This is a genomic window from Providencia sp. PROV202, from assembly GCF_028479565.1.
Lineage (GTDB): Bacteria > Pseudomonadota > Gammaproteobacteria > Enterobacterales > Enterobacteriaceae > Providencia > Providencia zhijiangensis.
Map to the genome: position 1 here is coordinate 100,849 of NZ_JAMPNV010000019.1, position 24,211 is coordinate 125,059.

The window sequence follows — 24,211 nt, forward strand, 5'->3', positions numbered from 1 at the left end:
CCGAAAAACGATCAACCGCTGAAAGATTATTCATTTGTTTTCTAGATATTAGCACATACATAATGTTAACTTATCATTAACATCACAAACAAGGATCCTAAAATGAATGACCGCATCTATACCTTCGAAGAAGCCAGCAAATTTATGAGTGATGCATTTATCTATAGAATGCCTTTTAATCAATTACTTGGAATTGAGCTTTTACAAATGACGGATGACTTAGTCCAGCTATCTGTGAAAAATCGCCCTGAGCTGATCGGTAATTTCACCCAAAATATTCTGCATGGTGGCGTGATTGCATCCTTATTAGATGTGGCGGGCGGCATGGTGTGTATTAACCGGATCCTGCAACGCATTGAGCCTCTCGTGCATCAAGACATTGCCGAAAAGATGTCCAAAATGGGCACCATTGACTTGCGCGTTGACTATTTGCGCCCTGGCCGCGGAGAGTTTTTTATCGCGAGCGCCAGCTTACTACGCGATGGTAATAAAATCGCCGTGACCCGCTGTGAATTACATAATGAGAAAAATCAGCATATTGCCACTGCGACAGCGACCTATTTGATTGGATAATGTGAACAAATTGCATGAAACAATTTGGTAAATAATTAATAACCTCATTAACTAATAGCTTGTAAAAAAACCTGAGCAATGTCACATTAACGACATCACAAATCGAGCCTCTTACATTCTTGGTTTCGATCTCTCAGTTTGACTTTATATCACTTTCAGAGCTATTCATGAGCCAACAAAATACTACCAAAGGCGTACTATGTGCCTTAGGCGCTTATTTTATTTGGGGTGTCGCTCCCATTTATTTTAAATCCATCAAAGAAGTACCAGCTGAAGAAATTTTGACTCACCGTATTATTTGGTCATTCTTCTTTATGCTGTTATTACTGACAGTTACGCGCCATTGGAATTATTTCCGCCAAATATTAAAGCAGCCTAAAAAGATCTTAATTTTAGGTGTGACCGCCGTGACAATTGCGTCTAACTGGCTGATTTATATCTGGGCGGTGAATAATGGGCATATGCTGCAAGCCAGCTTAGGGTATTTTATCAACCCTTTGGTTAACGTCTTGTTTGGCATGATATTTTTACATGAGCGCTTCCGCCGAATGCAATGGGTTGCGGTCGGATTAGCACTCACCGGCGTATTAATTCAACTCTGGCAATTTGGCTCCGTGCCAATCATTGGATTAAGCCTTGCCGTGACGTTTGCCACCTACGGTTTATTACGTAAAAAATTGGGTGTCGATGCACAAATTGGTATGACATTTGAAACCTTATGGTTACTCCCTGTCGGTATTATCTTCCTGCTATTCTTTGCAGATAGCCCGACAAGCAACATGACCATGAACAGCTGGCATTTAAACATTCTCCTGATTGCAGCGGGGATTATTACTACGGTGCCATTGTTACTGTTTACTGAAGCAGCTAACCATTTAAGACTATCAACATTAGGGTTCTTCCAGTATTTAGGCCCAAGCATCATGTTCTTACTTGCCGTCTTTGTTTATGGTGAAGTGATGACCCAAGAATTGTTAATTACATTTGGTTTTATCTGGATTGCATTAATTTTATTTACTTTAGATGCTTTATATACACAGCAGAAACTCAGAAGAAAATAGAATTTAATTTTCTCTATTATGGGCATTCGTGCCCATAATATCTGACTTAAATTAATATTAACCTGTATATTATATTACCCATTTAATGCACGTTTCATTTAATGGAACTAAAAAGGTTAAATTATTTAATATAACCAGCGTATTTTTATTAAAAATAATTTACCTTTTGGGTATTTTTCTCTTGTTTTAGTTAATTTCAAAATCAAACATTTTATTGTTAAATTTCAATGCATTATAAAATATTTTATTCCTTGATTTTATCGGAAATTTGATTCATATTTAACTTACGTTAAATTCCACCTTATTAATACACCTTTCAAATATCAACCCATTGAAATAAAACAGTATATTTATTTGTTGAAATAAATGATTGCTTAATAGGAACTTGATAATTATATTGTACGCCGCTTGTATTCACCCCAGCGGATGGTAATGGTCCGATTCATTACTGACGTTTCATTAAAGTGCGCACGATGACAGTGATTTATATTCTGTCCTGGTGCGAGGTTTTCTGAAATTGAATACAAGGCGTCTATCCACATACCTAATTAAATGATTTGTGTATGTAAAAAACAAAACATGTAGTGCTATAGCTCAAGTTATATGGCTGCATTTTAGGTTCACTCGGCCTGTGTATTCAGACAGAGTTAACGTTGTTAAGGGCTTTTGGGAAGGGCTTCAAAATGCAACAGAATACCGTTCAAATGAAACGTGTACTGACCACCCCTGCGTTAGTATTTTTCGGGCTGGCCTATATGGTGCCGCTCGGAATTTTTACCACCTATGGACAAGTGACTGTATTAAGTGAAGGGCATCTACCTATCGCTTATTTAATTACGCTCGCTGCTGTCTTCTTTACCGCCATGAGCTATTGCCGTATGACCAGTGCACTCCCGCTTTCTGGGTCTGCTTATTCGTATGTGCAAAAAACCTTTGGCGGCACTCTTGGATTTCTTGTTGGTTGGGCACAACTGCTGGATTATCTATTTCTGCCGATTATTAACTACATTGCGATTGGGATCTTTGTCCACGAAGCTTTCCCGAACATCCCAATGCCAGTGATAATCTGCTCAACCATCGCTGTTGTCAGCATCATGAACATTTTGGGTATCAAATTGGTATCTTGGATGAATATGCTGATTATTCTGATGCAATTTGTCTTCATCGCCATCTTCTTGTACATCTGCTTGCAAAACGCGATGGTACTGGATGTTGAAGCCCTTATGGCACCGCTCACCGTGATGTCATCACAAGTGTCGGGGCTGTTTGCGGGTGCAGCGGTACTGTGTTTAGCCTTCTTGGGCTTTGATGCCATTTCAACCATGGCCGAAGAGACAAAAGACGCACGCCGTGCTTTACCGAAAGCGATTTTATATACCGTATTTATCGCGGGAGCCTTGTTTATTGCCATCTCTTACGGTGCACATTTAATGTATCCGGTATGGCAAGATTTTCTCCCTAATACGGATGTCGCCAGTATCGCGGTAATGCAGCAAGTGGGTGATAAAATGAAGTGGATCGGCGCCTCCTTGATGGCATCGAGCTTTATTACCGCTTATGTTATCGGTGTCTTTGCCTCTGCAATGACCTCGCAAGCCAGTATCGTGCGTATTTTCTATGCAATGGGTCGTGAAGGTGTGCTACCTCGCTCTATCTTTGCATATTTGCACCCGCGCCTGAATACACCGGTCTATTCCATTATCTTTGTGGCTGTGGCTTCGTTGATGTCGCTGGTGTTATCACTCAGCATGGTTGCGTCGATGATTAGCTTTGGTGCGCTGATAGCCTTTACCTTTGTGAACTTGTCAGTCATCAAACATTTCTACATTGACCGCAAAGCCTCCTTGGATAATACCAAGTTGCTCACTTGCCTGATCATGCCATCCATAGGGGTTGTTTTAACCTTATGGTTATGGACAAGCTTAGATGCAGAAGCCTTCACAGTCGGCTTATGCTGGCTAGCGGCAGGGGCAGGCTACCTCACGCTTCTGACTCATGGTTTTACTCGTCGTCCACCTGCTATCTCTGATGCCGAGACTGAGATGATTATCAATTAATCCTCCAGTACCTTTCGTTGATTATGGGGAAGCTTATCTTCCCCATTATTTTTTTGGTTCTGGCTCCGTAGGAGCCCCTGATACAGACGGTTTACGATGAATAATAAAATTGCTGATGTTATTTATTTCAACGGTTATATCTATACCGCAGACAGTCAAGATAGTGTTGTCGATGCTATCGCCTTGAAAGAAGGTTATATTCTTGCAACAGGGACTTCCGATGAATTACATCAATATGTTGGTCCAGAAACCGAGAGCATCGACCTTGAAGGCAAGATGATGATGCCAGGGATCATTGATGGACATATGCACCCATTTTGGGGCGGCATTCAGCTGTTCGGCTGCCATCTTAATTACGAATCCCTGACTATCGACCAAATTTTACAGCGCGTGCAAGATCACCTCGATAAAGATCCTCGCACGGGTGAAAATGACTGGCTAAAAGTCACTGCATGGTTACGCCAAGGCATGTTACCAGCAGGTATTGATATGTACCGTGAAGATATGGACAAGCTCAATACTAAGCGCCCAGTCGTCCTGTTTTCTAATGACTGCCATACCCTCTTAGCCAATAGCCGCGCCCTTGAATTATTCGGGATCACCAAAGAAACCCCTGAACCACCAGATGGCAAAATCGGTAAATACGAAAATGGCGAACTTAATGGCATTTTAGAAGATGCACCCGCCATGCGTGCTGCGGATAGCATTCCGTCTATCCGTGATGAGCAAGCAGTTGAAGTCGCTGAATTGGTTCAAAAAGTATTGAATCAGCAAGGCGTTACTATGGTGATGGATGCCCGCGTTTCTGAGCAACAATTAGAGGCTTTTCATCAGCTCCAGCAACGTGGCGAACTCACTTTGCGCTTCCAAGCTGCGCGCGAAATCACGCCTGATGATACCCCGAATGTGGCTGCCGTTGCGGCTGCTGTTGATAAAGCCGTGGCGTTCGCCAAAAAATGGCACCAAGCGGAGTGGACTCCAGCGCCGGGTATCGGTCTGCGTAACATCAAAATGTTTGTGGATGGCGTGCTGCAATACCCAACCATGACTGCATCATTATTACAGCCATACCGCGTGAACAAAGGTACTGATTCAGCACCAAATTGGGTCGAAACCGATAATTACGGCGACCTCTATTTCACAGCTGAAATTCTGGATGAGCTGCTCGAAAAAATCGCCGCTGCGGGTTACGACCCTCACTTACATACCGTCGGTGAAGGTGCCGTTTCTATCGTGCTGGATGCCATTGAAAAAATGCGAGCAGCTCACCCAGAGAAAGATATCCGCCCAGGCCTTGCTCATAATGAACTGGTTGATGCCAAAGATTATGCCCGTTTTGCGCGCCTGAAAACCATTGCGTGCTTATCATTCCAGTGGGCAGCACCAACACCTGAGCTGGCTGCATTTGAGAAAAACATGCTGGGTGAAGCCCGCTTCCAGCAGCTAGAGCCGATCGCTAAATTTATTGATGCAGGTGCAGTAGTTGCTTTTGGTAGTGACTGGCCAATTGATGATTTTGACGAATGGTATGATTTGAAAGTCGCCGCAACCCGCCGTGGCCGTGATATTAATGGTCAGCCAGCCCCAAGACTGGATAATGACCGCGATATGACCGTGATCGAGGTTCTGCGTTCGGCAACGATTGACTCTGCTTATGCGCAACATCGTGAAGATGTTTTAGGATCGCTTGAGGCGGGTAAATTCGCGGATATGATCGTACTGGATCGCAATGTATTTACCATTCCTGCGGATGATATTGAAAATGTGAAAGTGTTACGTACCATTGTGGGCGGAAAAACGGTTCATATTGCTTCGTAGTTTTTTAATGAATTAAAATAGTAAAAAGAGCCCCAATTATATTGGGGCTCTTTAGTTTGGGTGCTTGATATCCCAACCGGTAATAGGAAAAAAGAAAGAGTGGGAAATTAGTTGTCATTAAATTGAATTAACTAAAATTAACTTCCCCACTCAGTGATTAATTGATTTCGTAATCCAATTTCACCTGAACGACTGTATTGTCATTATCAATATGCAAATAGCTTAATCTATCCTTTATTAAAAATGAGCAACCCAATATTGTTACGCAAATAGAAACTACAGCTATCATTGCGTACTTTGTCATTTCTCCTTGACCTCTCTTTTATTAAGAGGCACACTCCCGATTGTGTGGTTGGGAGTGCAGCCTCGTTGGTGAATATCACTAACGGGGCTTTTTCTTTCCCAGACCAAAAATAAATGCTTGAACTGAGTAAGATCAAGCACCCAGCAAAAGAGTCGCAAAGTTAAAATAGCGAAAATATACCTGTTTGCGCTTATCTCAATGAAATATTTTTATAACATTCAAATCTAGAATTAAATATAAATTTAAGCTTTTAATTATTATTAGTCGTAAAAATAATTAATTTCTCATTTATTAATTACTTTAGGATAAAGATTAATTTTACACTTTTGATTTTTTCCCTCATGCAAAAGAAAAAAGCGCCCGTTAATATCCGCCACGTTTTCATTCATTCAATTCACTGCAAGGAGGTTCATCATGACAACAATTAATCAAACTCTTTGTGGACAGCCTCAGAAATAGCCTTAAACGTTAAAAATCGTTTTAAACGTTAGTTCTATTGGTGGCGGTAACCATTTCGCTGAGTGCCAATCCGTCGATTAAAGTGCTGGATACGGAGTTATTTGCACAAAGTGGCTTGGATAAACAAAAACTCCTGTTACTCGTACACAGTGGCTTGCGTGGCTTAGGGCAATCTATTCTACGCCAATACGTCGAACAACATAGTCATAATGGGCTTGATAAAAATTCCGATGAGGCGGCAGCAAGTAAAAACTTCTGGCGAGCAATGTTTGGATTTGAACCATAACCTCGTAGAGCCTTGTCGTATTAATGGAGTTGATGGCTGACTACACCGCAAAGGTGCAGCTCCCTCTGATCGTGGTATGGTGATTATTCTCGGCTCTCGAGGCGATTACAGCTATTTGGTCTCGCCAGTGGCTAATGAGATTAGCTTGTATTCCCTCGCGCATGGCGCAGGTCGAAAATAGATGCGAACTGAGTGTAAAGGACGATTATCTCATCGCTACACGCCACTCCAATTGTCTCGAACATCCTTAAAGAATTTAAAAAACACGGGTGCCACACTATTTCGTGGCACCCTATTATCACCAATTAAGCATAATGAGGATAACCAAGATAAATATCACAAGCAGGATAAGCAGGGAACAATGAACTCATAGCATCATCCCCCATATAACAGCTATTTACAGAGTCCATCGCTGTTACGTATTCGATGAGCATCGATTCATTGTTATAGCCAAAACAATCGGGTATTTGAGGCTCATTCAGAATATCGAACTCTGCGCTCACCGTCTCAGAAAAACGAATACGTTGTGCATCTAACGTTGCGAATTCTCCATTTATCCATTGATTTTGGATATATAGAGATATTACCGCATGCTGCACAAATGGGGAGTCTGAAGGGATTACTGAAGGAAATGGGTATTCCGTATTCGAAAATGACGCCAAACTCAGCTTTAGCGCATTAATACTGCCCATAACTTTATCAAAGTTATCTGCATCACCAATAGTATTAATATATTTTTCCATTTCCACGATCTTATTTTTAATAATTGAGAACTTTTCTTTATTATTATTTAAATTCATCTCTTCCTGATGTATGAACTTATCCGTAGGTTTAACCTCTCGGGTTGTTAAGGTATCTAAGCTTCTGTCTGTATGTTCTCTTAAAATATTAATATTTCTTTGCTGCTCTTTTACATAAACTTCAAACTTTTCGCTGTAATCTTCAAATTTCAACTTGAAAGAATTAAATTCCACTTGTAAATTAAATTCAAAGTTATTATTTAAATTCATCATATAATTCATCCTTTATTTATATTTAAATTAATGAAATTCATTATCTTCATACCAACCAAGATAATAAATTTAAAATAAAGGCAGAGTGTTTAAAAAACAAACTTATTATTTATATGTAAGCTCAAGTTTTATTATTAAGGTGATTAATTTACAGCCCGCCCCTTTGCAGAGGCGGCATAGACGAGAAAGGGTTACAGTATTTTTTCGGTCAAGAACCAACCGGCAATACTTTCACGCTTTTTTTGGGTAGGTAGAACTTCATGGGGAAAATCCTCAGACATAAAACATACCATGCGACCAGCTAACGGCTCTAGAGTAAACAACTCGTTATCCTGCATGTCATACATCACAATTTCACCGCCATCACCCTGCTGCCATGACTCATTCATGTACAGCACAGTAGTTATTCGACGGCGCCCTTGCCCACGGAAATTATCCACATGCTTTTTATAGAATCCACCATTGGGATAACGACAAAAATGAGTTTCAAAGTCTCGTAATCCAAGAAATAACTGGCAATTAAGTTCCTGACGCAAGTTTTCCATCTTATCCAGATAATGAACGACAGGCGCCCCCATTTCGGGCTCGAGCCACACCGTTTGGTCACCGCGGATGGTTTTGTTGTCTTGTAACGTGTTTTGATAGCCAATACGTGCGTCTTGCAGTGTATCGGGAATACAATCTTTAATGGTATGAATCTCTGACAGATTCAGAAAATCGTCCCACACATACCAACCTTGTGAAGCAAGTGAATCAATAAGTTGATTAATCGACATGATGAATCTAAGAGTGGTTATTAGGTAACATTTTATACTTGATTATCATAAAAAATTAAAACTAAAAACGTAAATCTTGATGATTCAATAACTATATCAACGCTAATCACTAAAACATTATAATTTCTATAGTAAAGTGAATAATTGTTTTCATATCATAAATATAGAAAAATAGGAGACAAAAAAAGGACTTAAACAAGGTTAAGTCCCTTATCTCATCAGAGATGAAAATTAGTTCACTAAGTGTAAAATTATTTCAAATCAAACACAAAATGCTGTTCGACCAATACCGCCACAGCCACATAAAGGGAGCGATGTTTTCACTGGTTCAATTTGACTTCCAACCATTGAACTACCTTCATGACCCTTGTCAAATTCTGACGAATAGTGAGTCAGCATCTCGGTTTGATCAGACTGAGTTTTAAATACTTCAGTGTTTTTCATCGCCATAAATTTCTCTAATTCTAGAGACAAACTCTCTTTACGAATTTCATTTAATAGCAAATCCAGCTCATAGATTTCGTTTTCTAATTGTTCACTCTTTCGATTGAAATCTGCTATTGGTGTAAAAATCATCCCTCTCAGTCCATTGTGATTATGAAAATCTATTTTTTCGAATTTTTTTTCAGTCACAGTCCAACTATCTATATTATTCAAATCTTGATTTATTTCTTTAATAGAATAATCAATTTCGTATTGATCATACGTATTATCAATTGAATTTAAATTTAAAAAATCCTCTCTTTGACGTAATAAATCTTTAGATAAAGAATTAAACCGTTTCTGTTGCCCTGCAACACTTTTCTTTATTTTATAATCTAAAGTACCCATTGTTTTTTTTGCTTTCAGAAAACCAACTCTATTCGAATTAGATAATCCATCGCGAACAGAAGTCATATGACCTCTTGCATTAACTGCGCTAAGCTTAGTTTCTTCGATGAGTGAATTAATTTTATCTACTTTAGAAATAGCTAAAATAATCTTATTACTTAACGGCTTAGATCTTACATGCATCATATAATATAAACTCCATTTCTCTAATTATCTGATTAAGAGAGGGAAATTATATTGAATGAAACTAAAAAAACAAATATTAATAATGTATACCTGAGCCAAAAAAATAAGACAAATATATGTTCCAATGAAGCACCTTTATTTTTGGTGCTCCATTGAATCTATATTTATATTGTTTCTAACCTAGCATAAGATGCAACCAGCCACTTAATTCCTTGCCCTTGAAAGGCAATTTGTAAGCGGCAATGTTCACCACTTCCTTCGAGATTAATAATCGTACCTTCGCCGAATTTAGGGTGCATGACTCGCTGCCCTAATGCATAACCCGAATCATTTTGGCTAATCGGTGTACCAAGACGTTGATGGCTGACAGGACGTGAAACAGTGGCTCTTAATCGAACTTCCTCCACACACTCCGCCGGCAGTTCTCCAATAAAGCGTGAAGGACGATGGTAAACTTCTTTGCCATAAAGACGACGGCTTTCTGCATAAGTGATTGTCAATTTCACCATGGCGCGGGTGATACCCACGTAGGCAAGACGACGCTCCTCTTCTAAGCGCCCACTTTCATCCATCGACATTTGGCTTGGGAACATGCCTTCTTCCACGCCAACCATAAATACGACAGGAAATTCCAACCCTTTCGCTGAGTGCAACGTCATTAATTGCACTGCATCTTGGTTCGCATCTGCTTGCCCTTCTCCAGACTCGAGTGCAGCATGAGATAAAAATGCCTGCAATGGCATTAAATCTTGGTCTTCATCTTGATAGCTAAAATCGCGGGTTGCGTTGACTAACTCTTCCAAGTTTTCAATTCGCGCTTGAGCTTTTTCACCTTTTTCCTGCTCATACATCGCTCGCAAACCGGAGTCATTGATCACGCGATCAGCCTGCACATGCAGTGGCATCTCTTGAGTCTCTTTGGCTAACGCCTCAATTAACTCAAGGAAACGCTCGATGGAGCTTGCCGCTCGTCCACCCAAGACTTGCTCTCGAAGTAAGTACTCACAACTTTCCCATAATGTCAGTTGTTGATCCCGAGCGGTTTGGCGAACCGTATCCAGCGTACGCTCACCAATTCCCCGTGTTGGCGTGTTTACCACTCGCTCAAAAGAGGCGTCGTCGTTACGGTTAGCAATCAATCGGAGATAGGATAAGGCATCTTTGATCTCTTGACGTTCAAAGAAGCGTTGACCACCATAAATACGGTATGCCATCGCGCCTTGAATTAACGCTTCTTCCATCACACGGGATTGGGCGTTGCTGCGATAAAGAATAGCGCAATCTTGCAGCGCACCACCGTTTTCATGCCACTGCTTAATCCGCCCAACCACATAGCGAGCTTCATCGAGCTCATTGAAGGCACAGTAAAGGGAAATCGGCTCACCATCACCGCCTTCCGTCCATAAATTCTTACCGAGACGGTCACTATTATTAGCGATCAGGGTATTTGCCGCTTTCAAGATATTGTTGGTAGAGCGGTAGTTTTGCTCAAGACGGATAGTTTCTGCGCCGGGGAAGTCATTCAAGAAACGCTGAATATTTTCAACTTGAGCGCCACGCCAGCCATAGATTGACTGGTCATCATCGCCGACAATCATCACTTTGCCAGTTTCGCCCGCCAACACGCGGATCCACGCATATTGAATACTGTTGGTATCTTGGAACTCATCCACCAAAATATTGGTAAAACGCTCACGATAATGTTGAAGAACATGAGGCTTATTCAGCCATAGCTCATGAGCACGTAGCAATAATTCAGCAAAATCCACCAGCCCTGCGCGGTCACAGGCTTCTTGATAGGCTTGGTAGACTTTCAGCCATGTCGCTTCGACTGGATTACCATAACTTTCAACATGCTGAGGACGTAGTCCTTCATCTTTTTTACCGTTGATGTACCACATTCCCTGACGAGGCGGCCACTGCTTCTCATCAAGATTCATGGCTTTAAGCAGACGACGAATCAAACGGTATTGGTCATCACTATCGAGAATTTGGAAATCCTGCGGCAGATTCGCATCCAAGTAATGCTGGCGAAGTAAGCGGTGCGCGAGACCGTGGAAAGTACCGATCCACATACCGCCTTCGCTAGTACCCACCAACTGATTGATACGATGACGCATTTCTGCGGCGGCTTTGTTGGTAAACGTCACGGCCATAATCGAAAATGGGGAGGCATTCTCCACCGACATGAGCCACGCAATGCGATGAACCAACACGCGTGTTTTACCGCTACCCGCCCCTGCGAGCACCAGTAAATTAGTACGCGGGGCGGCAACCGCTTCGCGCTGTTTGTCATTAAGACCTTCGAGCAGATATGAGACGTCCATAGTTACCATCAAAGCAAGACAGTGGCGGCTATCACCACCACTGTATTTTTATACAGAGAAAGGATTATACCAATGACAAGAGAGAATCCAACCGACAAATTTCCACATGAGGCAATATGCGCCCCTCTTTCTCATCCATTAACGTCATATGATCCACGTTGAACCAGCAAGCTTGCATACCGCTATTAATCGCCCCTTCTACATCAGTAAGCAAATTATCACCAACATGTAAAATGGCACTCGGCTCGATATTCAAGCGTGTAGAGGCAAGATGGTACATATCGCAGCATGGCTTAGAACGCCCATCAGGCCCCGCTTTTAATACAAACTGAAAATATTGCCCCAGCCCACACGCTTGCGGCTCTGCGTTACCATTCGTAATCGCCACCAGCGGTAATTTTTCGGCTAATTTTGCTAACGTCTCATGTGTAGATTGCGGGACATGAATTTGATTACGCCAGTAGGTAAAGTGCGCCATAATATCGTCCGCACCTTTGAGGGCATCCTCTTTATTATAACCATAGTGGCACAGCATCATTTTCGACGATAACCAGCGCCAGCGGGTAATATCATGGCGAATATCCGGCTCTTGTTCTTCCACAAGATAGCGAAATGCATAAATATCATCGTTCGTAAAATGATGAAAACGCGGGTCATATTCACGAATAAATCGTAAAACTTCTTCTTCCGTTTTATCAATCACGGGATGGTTGTCGTACAACGTATCATCCAAATCAAACGTCATCGCTTTGATGGGTGATAACGGACGGTAAAAGTGCATTAAGATTTCTCCCTCTTCGCTCGCGGATGTGCCACATCATAAACATTAGCGAGATGTTGGAAATCAAGATGGGTATAGATTTGGGTGGTAGAGAGATTAGCATGTCCTAATAACTCTTGTACTCCACGTAAATTACCACTTGATTCGAGAATATGAGTTGCAAAAGAGTGACGTAATTTATGGGGATTTATATGGCTATTCACCGCTTGTTTAATACCCCACTGCTCAAACCGCTTTTGCACATTACGATTCGAGATACGCTTACCACTTTTGGTGGAAATAAATACCGCACCATCAACAGGTTCGTACAATTCACGCATTTCAAGCCAGCGTTTTAGCCAGCTCACTGCCGTTTTTCCTAGGGGAATTTTACGTTCTTTACTACCTTTCCCCATCACCCAAACCTCACCTAAATTGAGGTCAAGGTGCTTCACATCCAAACCAACCAATTCAGAAAGACGTAATCCCGCGCCATACATCACTTCCAGCATGGTTCTATCTCGCACCACGAGTGGGTCGCCACTGTCCATGTTCAACAGTTGAGAAACTTCGTCCACATCCATATTTTTCGGCAGACGTTTTTTGGCTTTAGGGGCATGAATGGTTTTAACTGGGTTTGCTGGTAACTCGCCTTGCTGCACCATCCAATCACAGAAACTACGCAGTGCGGAAAGCCTTAATGCCATGCTCGCTGCTTGCAAGCCTGTTCGGCGACTCTTCGCGGCAATATTGCGCCCCACCGTCATATCCAATTGCTGCCATTGGCTCACTTTCAGTTCACCTAAAATTTGGCAAACCGCACCTAATTGGCGACGATAATTCGTTATCGTGACTGGACTTAACCGGCGTTCAACACGGAGGTAACGCAAGAAGGCTTCCACTTGAATCATCAGCCCTTCTGGCTGAATGTCTACAGGCGCTCTATCCATTGACATAATAACCTCGGTAGAATTTGAGCCACTTTTTCCAGCATTACCGTACCCATACCCTGTTGATAGTGTTCACGGTCACGGCTAGTAAATATTACCATGCCAGATTCCCCATGATGGCCAAACAGCGAAATAGCTACTGAGCCCACATTTTGGGCATCCGGAAGTAAAAGCTGGAGCTCAGGACCATTTAGTCGCCCAAGATAATTGAGGTTATCCCCAAAACGCTGAATACGTACGGGTTCAAAAACGCGGCGTGGGAGCACCAATTCGTAGGCATCCAATGGTGCAGATAATCGCCAGCTATCACTAAACAGGCGTACAGAAGCCCCTGATAGCCCAAGCTTTTTAGCCCAGCGATTCAACACAAACAGCATCTCCCGCAAACTATTTGCGGAAGACATTTCAATGACGAGATAAAGAAGCTCATCGAACAGTTGCCCATTTTCGTGGGCTTGTTCCACCATAAAGCGGATATCCTGCTCGAGATTTTTGATTTTTTGACGTTGACGACTCATCACCAATTCAGGAAGCGAAATAGCCTCCTGCACGGCATGAGGAACCTTGATATGTTCAGCAAGAGACACATTGCGAATAAAGAAATAAGGGTTCTGTTTTAAATATTGCACCACATCTTGCTCATCAATTAACTGAGCAATCTCTGGCACTTGTTCACGCTTATCCATTATTCCCCTCTTTACACTCAATCAAGATTAAATTTGGATCACTCCATCATAAACATGGGTCGCGGGCCCTGTCATATACAACGGTGATCCGGGGCCTTCCCAACTAATATCGAGGGAACCGCCCGGTAAATCAACACGAACACGGTTAGCTAATAAGCCCTGTCCTACGCCTACGGCAACCGCGGCACATGCACCACTCCCGCACGCTTGAGTTTCCCCCGCGCCACGTTCATAAACACGTAAGCGAATATAGTCCGCGCTAACAATTTCCATAAAACCAATGTTGGCACGTTCAGGGAAGCGTTCGTGGCTTTCTAACGCAGGGCCTAAAACCTCCACTTCAGCGGTTTGCACGCTGTCCACTTGTACCACACAATGCGGATTACCCATGGAAACAACACCCGCAAACACTGTACGTTCTTGTGCTCGAATAATATAGGTCTTTTCCGCTTTCACGGCACGAAATGGGACGTTTTGCGGTTCAAAATCAGGCTCGCCCATATTCACACAAACATCATCATTTTCATTAATTGTGAGAGTCATACGCCCAGATTGAGTGCTCACTTTAATTTTCTGCTTGTTTGTCAGACCTTTTAAGCGGACAAAACGTGCAAAACAGCGCGCCCCGTTGCCACACTGTGCAACTTCACTGCCATCTGCGTTAAAAATACGGTAATGGAAATCGAGATCAGGATCATAAGGGGCTTCGACCAGTAAAAGCTGATCAAAACCGACGCCAGTATGCCTATCCGCTAAACGGCAAATCAGTTCAGGTGAAAAATAGACGTTCTGAGTGACGCCATCCACCACCATAAAATCATTGCCTAAACCATGCATTTTTGAGAACTGCAATTCACGTTCCATAACAGAGGCTTACTGTTTGGTCGCTGCAGGCTCTTGGTTCGAGCTGCTTGGAGCTTTAGGTTGCACATCAGATTTAGCAGGCGCCGCTGCATTGTCTTCAGGCGGAAAATACAACGGCCCTTTTAAGCCACAGCCAGAAAGGGTGAATAAAACGAGAAGTGCGCTAAGTCCAAATAAACTTTTTTTCATTATGATGTTTCGCCTGTAAGACTAAATTTTGCAATCTGATATTTCACACAGTAACAGGTGTCGCTTTTCAAATCACGCCTGTTTATCAAACATATTAATATTATATACGTTAAATAATTCAAATGGCATCTCACAAGTAAGATGTGCGCCGTTTGACCCTTGAACACATTCAACCCTATAATTTCGCCTAAATAAAAGTATAAACAGGAAATACATCATGAACGATAGCGAATTTCATCAGTTAGCAGAGCAATTGCTCAGCTCGATTGAAGAGCATTTAGATAATTACGATGGCGATGCGGATATTGATAGTGAAATTAATGGCGGCGTCATGACCTTAAGCTTTGAAGATGGCAGCAAAATCATCATCAACAAACAAGAAGCCTTCCACCAAATCTGGTTAGCAACCAAACAAGGTGGCTATCATTATGATTATAAAGATGGAAAATGGATCTGTGACCGCTCTGGTCAAGAATTTTTGTCCATGCTGGGCAATGCGATTACCTTCCAAAGCCACTTCCCATTCTCGTTCTAAACACGCGCATCAAAAAATCACAGGCAGAGTCTATAACTTACTCTGTCTGTTTTTTTATCATCATAAAATCAACATAATAAAATTAATAGTATTGAGCGTGCTGTTTAGAATGGTCTAGCTGTTCAGACTGGTTTAATTGTGGTGCCGAGGGATATTCATCGTCTTCTTCATCTTCAGTAAATGACCAAGAGGCATCAGAGAAGACAATAACTTGCTTTTTACCTTCTTCTTCCACAATTTGATAAAACTGCGGCAAATTGAAATTGATAAAGTTAGCACCGTAGGTAAAACGGTCATGGGAGGAAGAGTAGAATTTACTGACATCGCGCACCAGCTCTTCTTTGGAACCTTCACAATGAGAGTAAATTTCCACGCGATTCGCTTCATCCAATACGTAGATATTAAATCCTGTATTATCGGACGTATTCTCAAAGAAAAACTGCACAATCCCTTCACTGGCATAGCCATCCACAACCGCAGGAAGATGATTATCCCCTTTCGCTTGTAATTTTACCGGCCAACCATGCAGCTTGTTATGGGAGATTGCGCCGTAGAACTCAACGGCATTTTCGAGTTTTTGTACAGAGACGTTTAAGCGTTCAAAGAACAGGCCCCATGTTTGCCCTGCAATGCGCAATGCCTTAAAGCGACCCGGTTCATGACGATTGCTGGATAAGCGCAATTCAATGCATTCAGACACTAATTGCTGTACGCGAGTACGAATAAGCCCGCGTAAATGCTCGCTATAACAGAATACTTCAACCGCTTCTGGTGGTGCCGCATCTTGGTGCATTTTACCAAGGATGGTTTTCAGTGCTTCTAGCATGCACTGCTCACCGCTGAAATGCAGGGTACGAACCTCATTCCATGAATTGCGATACAGAAGATCGATGCTGCTTATCAAACACTGCTGAGACTCACCAAAACTGAAAATATCCAGTTTTCTGAAATCCACATGCACCACCTGCTCAGAATAGACCTGTGTCGGGTCTTTTTCTAAGTTAACGATAATCGCTAAGTGGCGAATTTCACACGGGCTATACAGCGCTTTAGGGGTTGGAGCTGGCAATCTTATTGGGAAATGGCTTGATACATCATGCATTAATTCCAGTAACTTACGTTCATCACATTGGGATTTACCATGATGCATATGGACTTGCGTATTTTCAGTCAGTAGCCCATTAAAATAGGCCCATGCCACCAGCTTATTCAGATAGCGGTTATATTCTAACGGTTGATGACCGATAATCGTGTCAATTTGCGGCGCTTGGTTATACAGATACCAGCCACTACGATTTGCGCGCCCTTCTGGCACATAAATAAATGTCAGGTGCTCTTCGCTAAGATCCGGCGAAATCTGTGGATTGACTAACGTTACTTTGCCCGGCAAAGCTTCAAACGCAGCATATAACTTACGGGTTAATACCCCAATATCTTGTGGGCTAGCACTAACACTTAAATTATTACGACGGGCAAATCGAATTAAGTTACGGTAACTTTGCATCATCGTATCGAGCAGCTCATTATGCGCTTCACGCACACGCTCAATTTTCCACTGGCTACGCGTATCTAACAACGCCAGACGCTCGGCGCTCCATCCCCACGACTCCACTAACTGGGACAGCACATCACGGCGCCAACCGGAACATTGGTCACCTTCATCTTCAGAAAGTTTTTCACAGACTTTTAAATAGAAACAGCGACGAATTAAATCCAAACGCGTGGAATCATTAATTTCAGTCAGATAACGGGTAACGCGCTCCAACATCAAACAGTATGAATCCAATCCATAACAGACGATTTCACCGGCATGTAAATGGCGTTTAAACTCCAACGCTAACAATTTGCCGTGCGGATAATCCCAAGAGTAGGACTCCAGCAAAATACTTTTCAACACCGCTTTATACGGGGAATCGACGCTTTTATATAGCTGCCACAAACTAGCACCAAAGTACTCCGCAGCTGACAATTCACCGAGACCGCCTAAATCCAGCCATTCGTTCGGTGTCAGTACCCCTTGAGCGTACAGTCCCATGACATATTCGTCATAGTGTTGCTCTTCTTCAACAGGCACCATTGTCCATAATAGACGTTTCCCAGCCATACGTACCGCTGTACGATAAAACTCATCCAGCAATAAAATATGTTGTGTGGAACCACAATCTTCACCACCAAGATGCCCACTCGCATTATGGCGAAAACGATTTTCATCGATTAAAAATACGGTGACATCAATGCCCAGCGAGGCTGCCCACTGTTCAATTAGCGTACATTTTTTCTGTAAAGATCGTTTTTCTTCGTTATCTAACCAAGAAGGATGACAAACCCACACATCAATATCAGAGCAGTGGCTTTGCCCCACAGAGGAGGTACTACCCATTGAGTAAATGCCTGTAATTGGCAATTCACCATTAGCTTGGTTGTTAGTGGATAAGAAGCGTTCGAAAGGTTGTAACCATTTGAGTTGTTCTGCATCTGGCGAGAAGAAACAGACGCCATGAGGGACATTGCCTTCAATATAACCCGGCATCATTGGATGATGATAATGAAACAAGACCGGCAACAAGCTGTAAACCTTCGAAAAGGTTTCACTCATAGAAGCCGTCGCGCGTTCTAACCGTAATTGGTTTATCGCATCAAGTCTTTGTTTTAAAGTTTCAATATAGAGGTACAAAGGTTACGCCTGACTGAAAGAATGTAATGACAAACCTGGGGAATTTTCCCAGCACCCAACAGATAGAGAAAAACTTAAATTACTTTTCAAAGGGATTGTCGGAAACGTGATCAATTTAACACCTTGGAGCAAAAGGGTAAAGTAGATCACATAATTTTTCCCGTCTATTTTTAGTACAAATTATTTTTCAACATATTGTATAAAAAGACTTTTTATTTTTGCATCGCGAAAATATCCCTTGTTTTTCAATGGAATAATATCACCATCATGGATTGTATAACAAAAAAGCAGCCTTAATCTAAATTCATCCCAGTGCTGGCAGGGTCTACGCTTACACGCTTCAACAAAATTCCTGCAAAATAATGCCTACTGCAATCCGAAAAAAGCACAAATAGCTAAAGAAATTTGTTATGTAGATCCTTTTTTAAGTCATTTTTTTCTAAGAAGCTCACAAAAAAGATGTAAAAAAGCGAACTTCACTTGATACATCTCATCCGTTCATTCTTCTTATATCGCTCATTCTGCGACCAACTGGAAAAATTACCGCTAACATGTTAAAACTAACGCCAATTGTATGGTTAATCTGCGGCGATATTCGCCTGAGAAAACAGTGAAATGACATCAACAAATATCGTGCGTATCGCAACGCGTAAAAGCCCTCTCGCTCTATGGCAAGCTTATTTCGTAAAAGCAGAATTAGAGCAACGCCATCCAGGCTTACAGGTAGAGTTAGTCCCAATGGTCACCAAAGGGGACATTATTTTAGATACCCCATTAGCAAAAGTCGGTGGAAAAGGTTTATTCGTCAAAGAATTAGAGTTAGCTTTACTTGAAGGTCGCGCGGATATTGCCGTTCACTCGATGAAAGACGTGCCTGTAGAGTTCCCAGAAGGGTTAGGCTTAGTCACCATTTGTGAGCGCGAAGACCCACGAGATGCCTTCGTTTCTAACCATTATGCCAATATTGATGCACTCCCAGCGGGCAGCATCGTCGGTACATCCAGCTTACGCCGTCAGTGCCAGTTACGAGAATTACGTCCAGATTTAGTTATCCGTGACCTACGCGGCAACGTCGGCACCCGCCTATCTAAACTCGACAATGGCGAATACGATGCCATTATCCTTGCGGTGGCAGGTCTAAAACGCTTAGAACTCGATGAGCGTATCAAAGCCGCACTGGAGCCAGAGCAATCTTTACCCGCTGTTGGACAAGGCGCCGTAGGTATCGAATGCCGCTTAGATGATCAACGGACCCGTGACTTACTCGCAGCATTGAATCACGATGAAACCTCCGTGTGTGTCCTTGCTGAACGCGCAATGAACATGCGCCTTGAAGGTGGTTGCCAAGTCCCTATTGGGAGCTATGCTATTTGGCAAGGGGATAAAATCTGGTTACGCGCGCTCGTCGGTGCCCCAGATGGTAGCCAAGTCATTCGTGGAGAACGCTTAATCGCGCCTGCCGACGCAATCCAAGCCGGTATTTCTCTCGCAGAAGAGTTGCTTGATAATGGTGCCCGGGAAATTCTCGCGGAAGTCTATAAAGGCAATGCACCCGCATGAGGGTCCTTGTTACTCGCCCAGAGCCATCAGGCTCCGCGTTGATAACAGCCATTAATGCTACAGGGGGGCAGGCTTATCCGGCTCCCTTAATTACGATTGAAGCGGGTGCACAGCTCAACACTTTGTGCTCTCGCTTAGATGGATTATCGGAAAACGACCTTGTCTTTCTTTTATCTAAAAATGCCGTCTGGTATGCAAATTTAGCATTGGAACAAACAGGACGAGACTGGTCAGATAAGTTATCCTACTATGGTATAGGACAATCTACAGGTCACTATTTTCAGCAACTAACAGGACAAACTATCCGTTGGGCTGAAGCAGGAGAAACCAGCGAGGTGTTACTCACCCACCCTGGCCTGCAAAATTTAGAGGGGAAACGAGCCTTACTCTTGCGAGGTAATGGCGGTCGCGAACTCCTTGCCTCAACATTACGCGCTCGAGGTGCAGATGTTGATTACTGCGAATGCTACGCAAGGCGACCTGTACACTATGATAAACCTAAGTTTAACCAAACTTGGTTTAACACGGATATCACCGACATTGTGGTTACAAGCGGTGAAATGTTGACCCTACTTAACGATTTGATTGCTGAAGATCTGCAACAATGGTGGTATTCCCGCCGACTACTGGTTGTCAGCGAACGAATTGCAGAAAAAGCCCGCCAAAGTGGGTGGCGTCGAGTCTGTGTGGCAACTAGCGCAGATAATCACGCTTTACTTGAAGCATTAATTTCAACCGATATGGGATGCTAATTTATGACGGAACAAGACAAAATTACCGATACTGTTAATGATGAAGCTGTGACAGAGAAAAAAGAAACTCGTCAGCCAACGCCGTCATCCAAACAGAAACGCCCTGGTCTTGCAGTCAGTGCGATCGCTATCGCCATTATCGTCGTCATGGGCGGCGGGATGTACTACTTTACTCAGCAAAGCAATGCGCAATTGGTTCATGACAATAACCAACTGAAACAACAAGTCAGTGAATTAGTTGAACAACAAAATGCCGATAGGCAACGTGTGGATGCGCTTATCGCGACCAACACGGAGCTGAAAAATCATGCGCGTGATTATGAAGATCAACTCAACCGTCGCATGCAAGAATTACAAGCTCACGTCACGGCACTTTCCAGTTCGGACGTAAAAAACTGGCTGATTGCCCAAGCTGATTTTATGGTGAAAATGGCTGGCCGCAAATTATGGAATGACCATGATCCTGTTACCGCTGCCGTACTACTCAAAAGCGCAGATACCAGTTTAGCGGAAATGAATGACCCGAGTTTGCTGGATATTCGTAAAGCTATCGCCAATGATATGAACAAGCTAGCTGCCATCAATCAAATTGACTATGACGGCATTATTTTGCGTTTGAATCAACTCAGTAATGATGTCGATAACTTACGCCTCGCTGATTTAAATAATGGCGATGCTCCTGAAGATACCGGTACTGATGTCAGTGACGATATTGCAGACTGGAAAGACAACCTCGCACGCAGCTGGAAAAATTTCACCAGCGATTTTATCACCGTGCGCGCTCGTGATGGATCTGAAGCCCCATTGCTAGCCCCAAACCAAGATATTTATCTGCGTGAAAATATTCGCTCCCAATTGCTCATTGCAGCCCAAGCTGTACCGCGTTATCAAGAAGAGACATATAAACAATCTCTCGAACAAGCTTCTACGTGGGTACGCGCTTACTTTGATGTAGAAGCGCCAGCTACTAAAGCCTTTTTGACGGAACTCGATGATTTAATCAATCAACCGATTGATGCCGATATGCCTGAAACTTTAGAAAGCCAAGCGAAACTAGAAAAAGTGATGCAAATGCGAGTACGTAATCTGTTATCTCAAAATCCAGAACCAACTGGCGTTTCCGAAGATGCCGCACTTGAGGCGGTAAAAGAAGCTGATAAAGCCACCCAAGAGGCAACGGCTCCTGCAGATACGCAAACCAACAAACCGGACGTTGCCGTCGAAGCTCCCGTAACGGATGCGGCAAACGCCCCTGAGCATAAGGGGTGATCATGATTAAAGTCTTTGTTCTCTTTATCGTCCTGATTGCTGGCATTATCTTGGGTCCTCTATTAGCAGGGCACCAAGGCTATGTATTTATTCGTACCGATAGCTACGATATTACGACCAGCGTCACCAGCCTTGTGCTGTGCTTTATCCTGCTGCAATTTGTTCTATTATTCCTTGGATGGTGCTACCGCCGCTTTATGAGCACGACCTCACGGACAAAAGGCTGGTTCAGTGGTCATAAATATCAGAAAGCACACACTCAAACTCAAAAAGCCTTGCTCAAATTAGCTGAAGGGGATTTGGAGCAAGTTGAAAAATTAATGAGTAAGCACGCTGATTTCTCTCAGCAGCCAGTGATTAACTACTTAATGGCAGCAGAAGCGGCCCAGCAACGTGGGGATAGTTATCGTACCCATCAATATTTAGATAGAGCGGCTGAAGCCGCAGGTAAAGATCAACTTCCCGTGGATATTAGCCGTGTTCGCATCCAATTGGCGGAAGGCGAAATTCATGCGGCCCGTAATGGCATCGACAAACTGCTCGACCAAGCACCACGTCACCCAGAGATTTTACGTTTAGCTGAACAAGCATACTTAGGTACTGGGGCATACCAAGCGCTCATTGAGCTGCTGCCGATTATGGCGAAAGTCCAATTACACAATGAAGATGAACTGGAAGCGTTAAAACTCAAATCGTACAAAGGGCTCATGAACCAATGTATGGCTGAAGGTGGTAGCGATGGTTTGAAAAATTGGTGGAAAGCTCAGCCACGTAAAGTTCGCCATGAAGTCCCTTTACAAGCCTTCTTAGCTGAACATTTAATTGAATGTGGTGATACGCGTAGCGCAGAAAAAATGATCATCGAAGGATTAAAACAGCAATATGACGAACGTTTACTGCTGCTGATCCCGAAATTACAAAGTGAGCAACCTGAAGCGATTGAAAAAATACTGTTAAGCCTCGTCAAACAATCTGGCGCAACACCATTACTCAATAGCACATTAGGGATCCTTGCACTTCAACATGCCCAATGGGAAAAAGCAGAAACCTACTTTAAAGCCGCATTGGCACAGCGTTTTGATGCCTATGATGCTGCTTGGTTAGCCGATGCTTATGACAAGCTACACAAACCGCATGAAGCAGCGAAAATTCGCCAAGAGGCGCTCACTCACTCCCTCAAGCAAGAGCGAGCAAAAGGATAAATTTTTAATTCATTCATTAAGCTATGATCTAAAACGCCTCCTAGTCCGAGGCGTTTTTTATGTCTACCGTTTGGATCTTTACTATTTATCTCAAAAAGATAGTCTCTGAGAGCGTCACTTTTAGCGAATCGAGGCAAACCGCATATTGCTATGTTATAAAAGGGTCACATAGTGTATAAATAATCGTATACATTTTCGTTTTGAATGAATTCAGGATAAAGATATGAATGTAGTGAAAACTCTCTGGCGTTGGATTGTAGCGAGCCAAAATCGTTTACAGATCTTTTTTGACCTGCTACTTCTGATTTTATCCCCGTTTATTTTTATTTCGATCATTGGCTTCAATACTGCCGATCTGAATAAAGATATCTTTATTATTACCTTTATTATTATTGCCTATACCTATGTGACTCGCTGGATCAGCAAGTGGTTAAGCAAAGAGAAAAAAGCGTAAGCGAGAAGATAATGTTTCTTTCCTAATGCTCATCTGGTTAGGAAAGAAAATGACAACCCAAGATTGATACAAAAAAAACACCTGCCGAAGCAGGTGTAAATAACAATCAGGTCTACAGACGGATGGTGCCTCACTCAACGTTTCGCCCGTTCGCTGATGGTAAGAGGATTAGCTCTTGATCATCTAAATTGGACAATAGGCACCGATAATCGGCTTTGCGTCATCCCTGGGTTTATGAAGCTAGGCTGTCATAATAAGTGGGATGAGCATCTACACAATAGATAATGCAGAATGCATGCCAACTTTTATATCGTTCCACATTTTTCTTTTCTCACCTCGTAACTCCCCTGCTTTTAAACGATATTTTCATTTCTTACTTATTGTTATTTTTTAACACCTCATTCTTACCAAATCCCATTCTGTTCGATTCAGCTATTTTGTCTCAATTTAGAGACAGCTTAGAATGCCTATTAATTTCTTTATATAAATCAATCAGTAAAGTGTCTCTTTTTGACGACATGGAAATGAGGGTTTGTATCGGATCTGCGACAAATATTTTTATTGATTAAAAACATAATGTTATAAGCACACTCAGATAAGAACCATTCTTGTTAAAAGAGATAGC

The 24,211-nt window shown here is 42.6% G+C and carries 20 protein-coding genes and 1 pseudogene; 11 read left to right on the top strand and 10 right to left on the bottom strand.

Annotated features, from left to right (window positions below; all coding sequences use genetic code 11):
- Positions 1-102: 102 nt before the first annotated feature.
- From PR799_RS14690 to PR799_RS14715, 5 genes and pseudogenes are all read left to right on the top strand, one after another.
- Positions 103-573: a thioesterase family protein gene (locus PR799_RS14690; RefSeq protein ID WP_154628859.1), complete on the top strand. Its 471-nt coding sequence runs from the start codon at positions 103-105 to the stop codon at positions 571-573.
- A 167-nt stretch (positions 574-740) separates the two neighbouring features.
- Positions 741-1,634, top strand: a complete 894-nt coding sequence (gene rarD, locus PR799_RS14695; RefSeq protein WP_272522572.1) for an EamA family transporter RarD — start codon at positions 741-743, stop codon at positions 1,632-1,634.
- Positions 1,635-2,317: 683 nt separating this feature from the next.
- Entirely contained in the window at positions 2,318-3,691 is a 1,374-nt protein-coding gene (locus PR799_RS14700) for an APC family permease (RefSeq protein ID WP_132496322.1), read from the top strand.
- A gap of 96 nt (positions 3,692-3,787) precedes the next feature.
- On the top strand, positions 3,788-5,509 hold the full coding sequence (locus tag PR799_RS14705; RefSeq protein ID WP_272522574.1) for an amidohydrolase: 1,722 nt from the start codon (positions 3,788-3,790) through the stop codon (positions 5,507-5,509).
- A gap of 787 nt (positions 5,510-6,296) precedes the next feature.
- Positions 6,297-6,808 (top strand): annotated as a pseudogene (locus tag PR799_RS14715) (RtcB family protein); the annotation flags it as partial.
- A 55-nt stretch (positions 6,809-6,863) separates the two neighbouring features.
- Here the strand turns inward: PR799_RS14715 and PR799_RS14720 are convergent.
- The 9 genes from PR799_RS14720 to lptM form a co-directional block, all read right to left on the bottom strand.
- The gene (locus PR799_RS14720; RefSeq protein WP_272522576.1) at positions 6,864-7,571 is read right to left on the bottom strand and encodes a hypothetical protein; all 708 of its coding nucleotides are present in this window, start codon (positions 7,569-7,571) and stop codon (positions 6,864-6,866) included.
- Positions 7,572-7,762: 191 nt separating this feature from the next.
- Positions 7,763-8,347: a 2OG-Fe(II) oxygenase gene (locus PR799_RS14725; protein ID WP_272522578.1), complete on the bottom strand. Its 585-nt coding sequence runs from the start codon at positions 8,345-8,347 to the stop codon at positions 7,763-7,765.
- A 261-nt stretch (positions 8,348-8,608) separates the two neighbouring features.
- Positions 8,609-9,364, bottom strand: coding sequence for a hypothetical protein (locus PR799_RS14730; RefSeq protein WP_272522579.1), 756 nt, complete (start codon positions 9,362-9,364; stop codon positions 8,609-8,611).
- Positions 9,365-9,528: 164 nt separating this feature from the next.
- Positions 9,529-11,691: a DNA helicase II gene (gene uvrD, locus PR799_RS14735; protein WP_272522580.1), complete on the bottom strand. Its 2,163-nt coding sequence runs from the start codon at positions 11,689-11,691 to the stop codon at positions 9,529-9,531.
- A 64-nt stretch (positions 11,692-11,755) separates the two neighbouring features.
- Positions 11,756-12,472 (bottom strand): 5-amino-6-(5-phospho-D-ribitylamino)uracil phosphatase YigB, encoded by a 717-nt coding sequence (gene yigB / locus PR799_RS14740; RefSeq protein ID WP_272522581.1) that lies wholly within the window; start codon positions 12,470-12,472, stop codon positions 11,756-11,758.
- On the bottom strand, positions 12,472-13,401 hold the full coding sequence (xerC, locus tag PR799_RS14745) for a tyrosine recombinase XerC (protein ID WP_154628866.1): 930 nt from the start codon (positions 13,399-13,401) through the stop codon (positions 12,472-12,474). The genes yigB and xerC overlap by 1 nt, the downstream gene beginning before the upstream one ends.
- Positions 13,383-14,087: a DUF484 family protein gene (locus PR799_RS14750; protein WP_154628867.1), complete on the bottom strand. Its 705-nt coding sequence runs from the start codon at positions 14,085-14,087 to the stop codon at positions 13,383-13,385. Before PR799_RS14750 ends, xerC begins: the two co-directional genes overlap by 19 nt.
- A 27-nt stretch (positions 14,088-14,114) precedes the next feature.
- Entirely contained in the window at positions 14,115-14,939 is an 825-nt protein-coding gene (gene dapF, locus PR799_RS14755; protein ID WP_181478845.1) for a diaminopimelate epimerase, read from the bottom strand.
- A gap of 21 nt (positions 14,940-14,960) precedes the next feature.
- Positions 14,961-15,140, bottom strand: a complete 180-nt coding sequence (gene lptM / locus PR799_RS14760; protein ID WP_036948849.1) for an LPS translocon maturation chaperone LptM — start codon at positions 15,138-15,140, stop codon at positions 14,961-14,963.
- Positions 15,141-15,357: 217 nt separating this feature from the next.
- On the opposite strand from lptM, the gene cyaY reads away from it, so the two are divergent.
- The gene (gene cyaY / locus PR799_RS14765; protein WP_006658190.1) at positions 15,358-15,675 is read left to right on the top strand and encodes an iron donor protein CyaY; all 318 of its coding nucleotides are present in this window, start codon (positions 15,358-15,360) and stop codon (positions 15,673-15,675) included.
- An 82-nt stretch (positions 15,676-15,757) separates the two neighbouring features.
- Here the strand turns inward: cyaY and PR799_RS14770 are convergent, their stop codons facing one another.
- A complete protein-coding gene (locus PR799_RS14770) occupies positions 15,758-18,349 on the bottom strand; it encodes a class I adenylate cyclase (RefSeq protein WP_272522582.1) in 2,592 nt (863 codons plus the stop codon).
- Positions 18,350-18,964: 615 nt separating this feature from the next.
- Here PR799_RS14770 and hemC point away from each other — a divergent pair.
- The 5 genes from hemC (at position 18,965) to PR799_RS14795 (ending at position 23,586) form a co-directional block, all read left to right on the top strand.
- Positions 18,965-19,909, top strand: coding sequence for a hydroxymethylbilane synthase (gene hemC / locus PR799_RS14775; RefSeq protein WP_272522583.1), 945 nt, complete (start codon positions 18,965-18,967; stop codon positions 19,907-19,909).
- Positions 19,906-20,661 carry a uroporphyrinogen-III synthase gene (locus tag PR799_RS14780; protein WP_272522584.1) on the top strand — a complete coding sequence of 252 codons (756 nt, stop codon included), beginning with the start codon at positions 19,906-19,908 and terminating at the stop codon, positions 20,659-20,661. Before hemC ends, PR799_RS14780 begins: the two co-directional genes overlap by 4 nt.
- Positions 20,662-20,664: 3 nt before the next feature.
- A complete protein-coding gene (gene hemX, locus PR799_RS14785) occupies positions 20,665-21,930 on the top strand; it encodes a uroporphyrinogen-III C-methyltransferase (protein WP_272522585.1) in 1,266 nt (421 codons plus the stop codon).
- 2 nt (positions 21,931-21,932) lie between these two features.
- Positions 21,933-23,132: a protoheme IX biogenesis protein HemY gene (gene hemY / locus PR799_RS14790; RefSeq protein WP_272522586.1), complete on the top strand. Its 1,200-nt coding sequence runs from the start codon at positions 21,933-21,935 to the stop codon at positions 23,130-23,132.
- A gap of 223 nt (positions 23,133-23,355) precedes the next feature.
- Positions 23,356-23,586: a DUF4014 domain-containing protein gene (locus PR799_RS14795; RefSeq protein WP_006658197.1), complete on the top strand. Its 231-nt coding sequence runs from the start codon at positions 23,356-23,358 to the stop codon at positions 23,584-23,586.
- Positions 23,587-24,211: the final 625 nt, after the last annotated feature.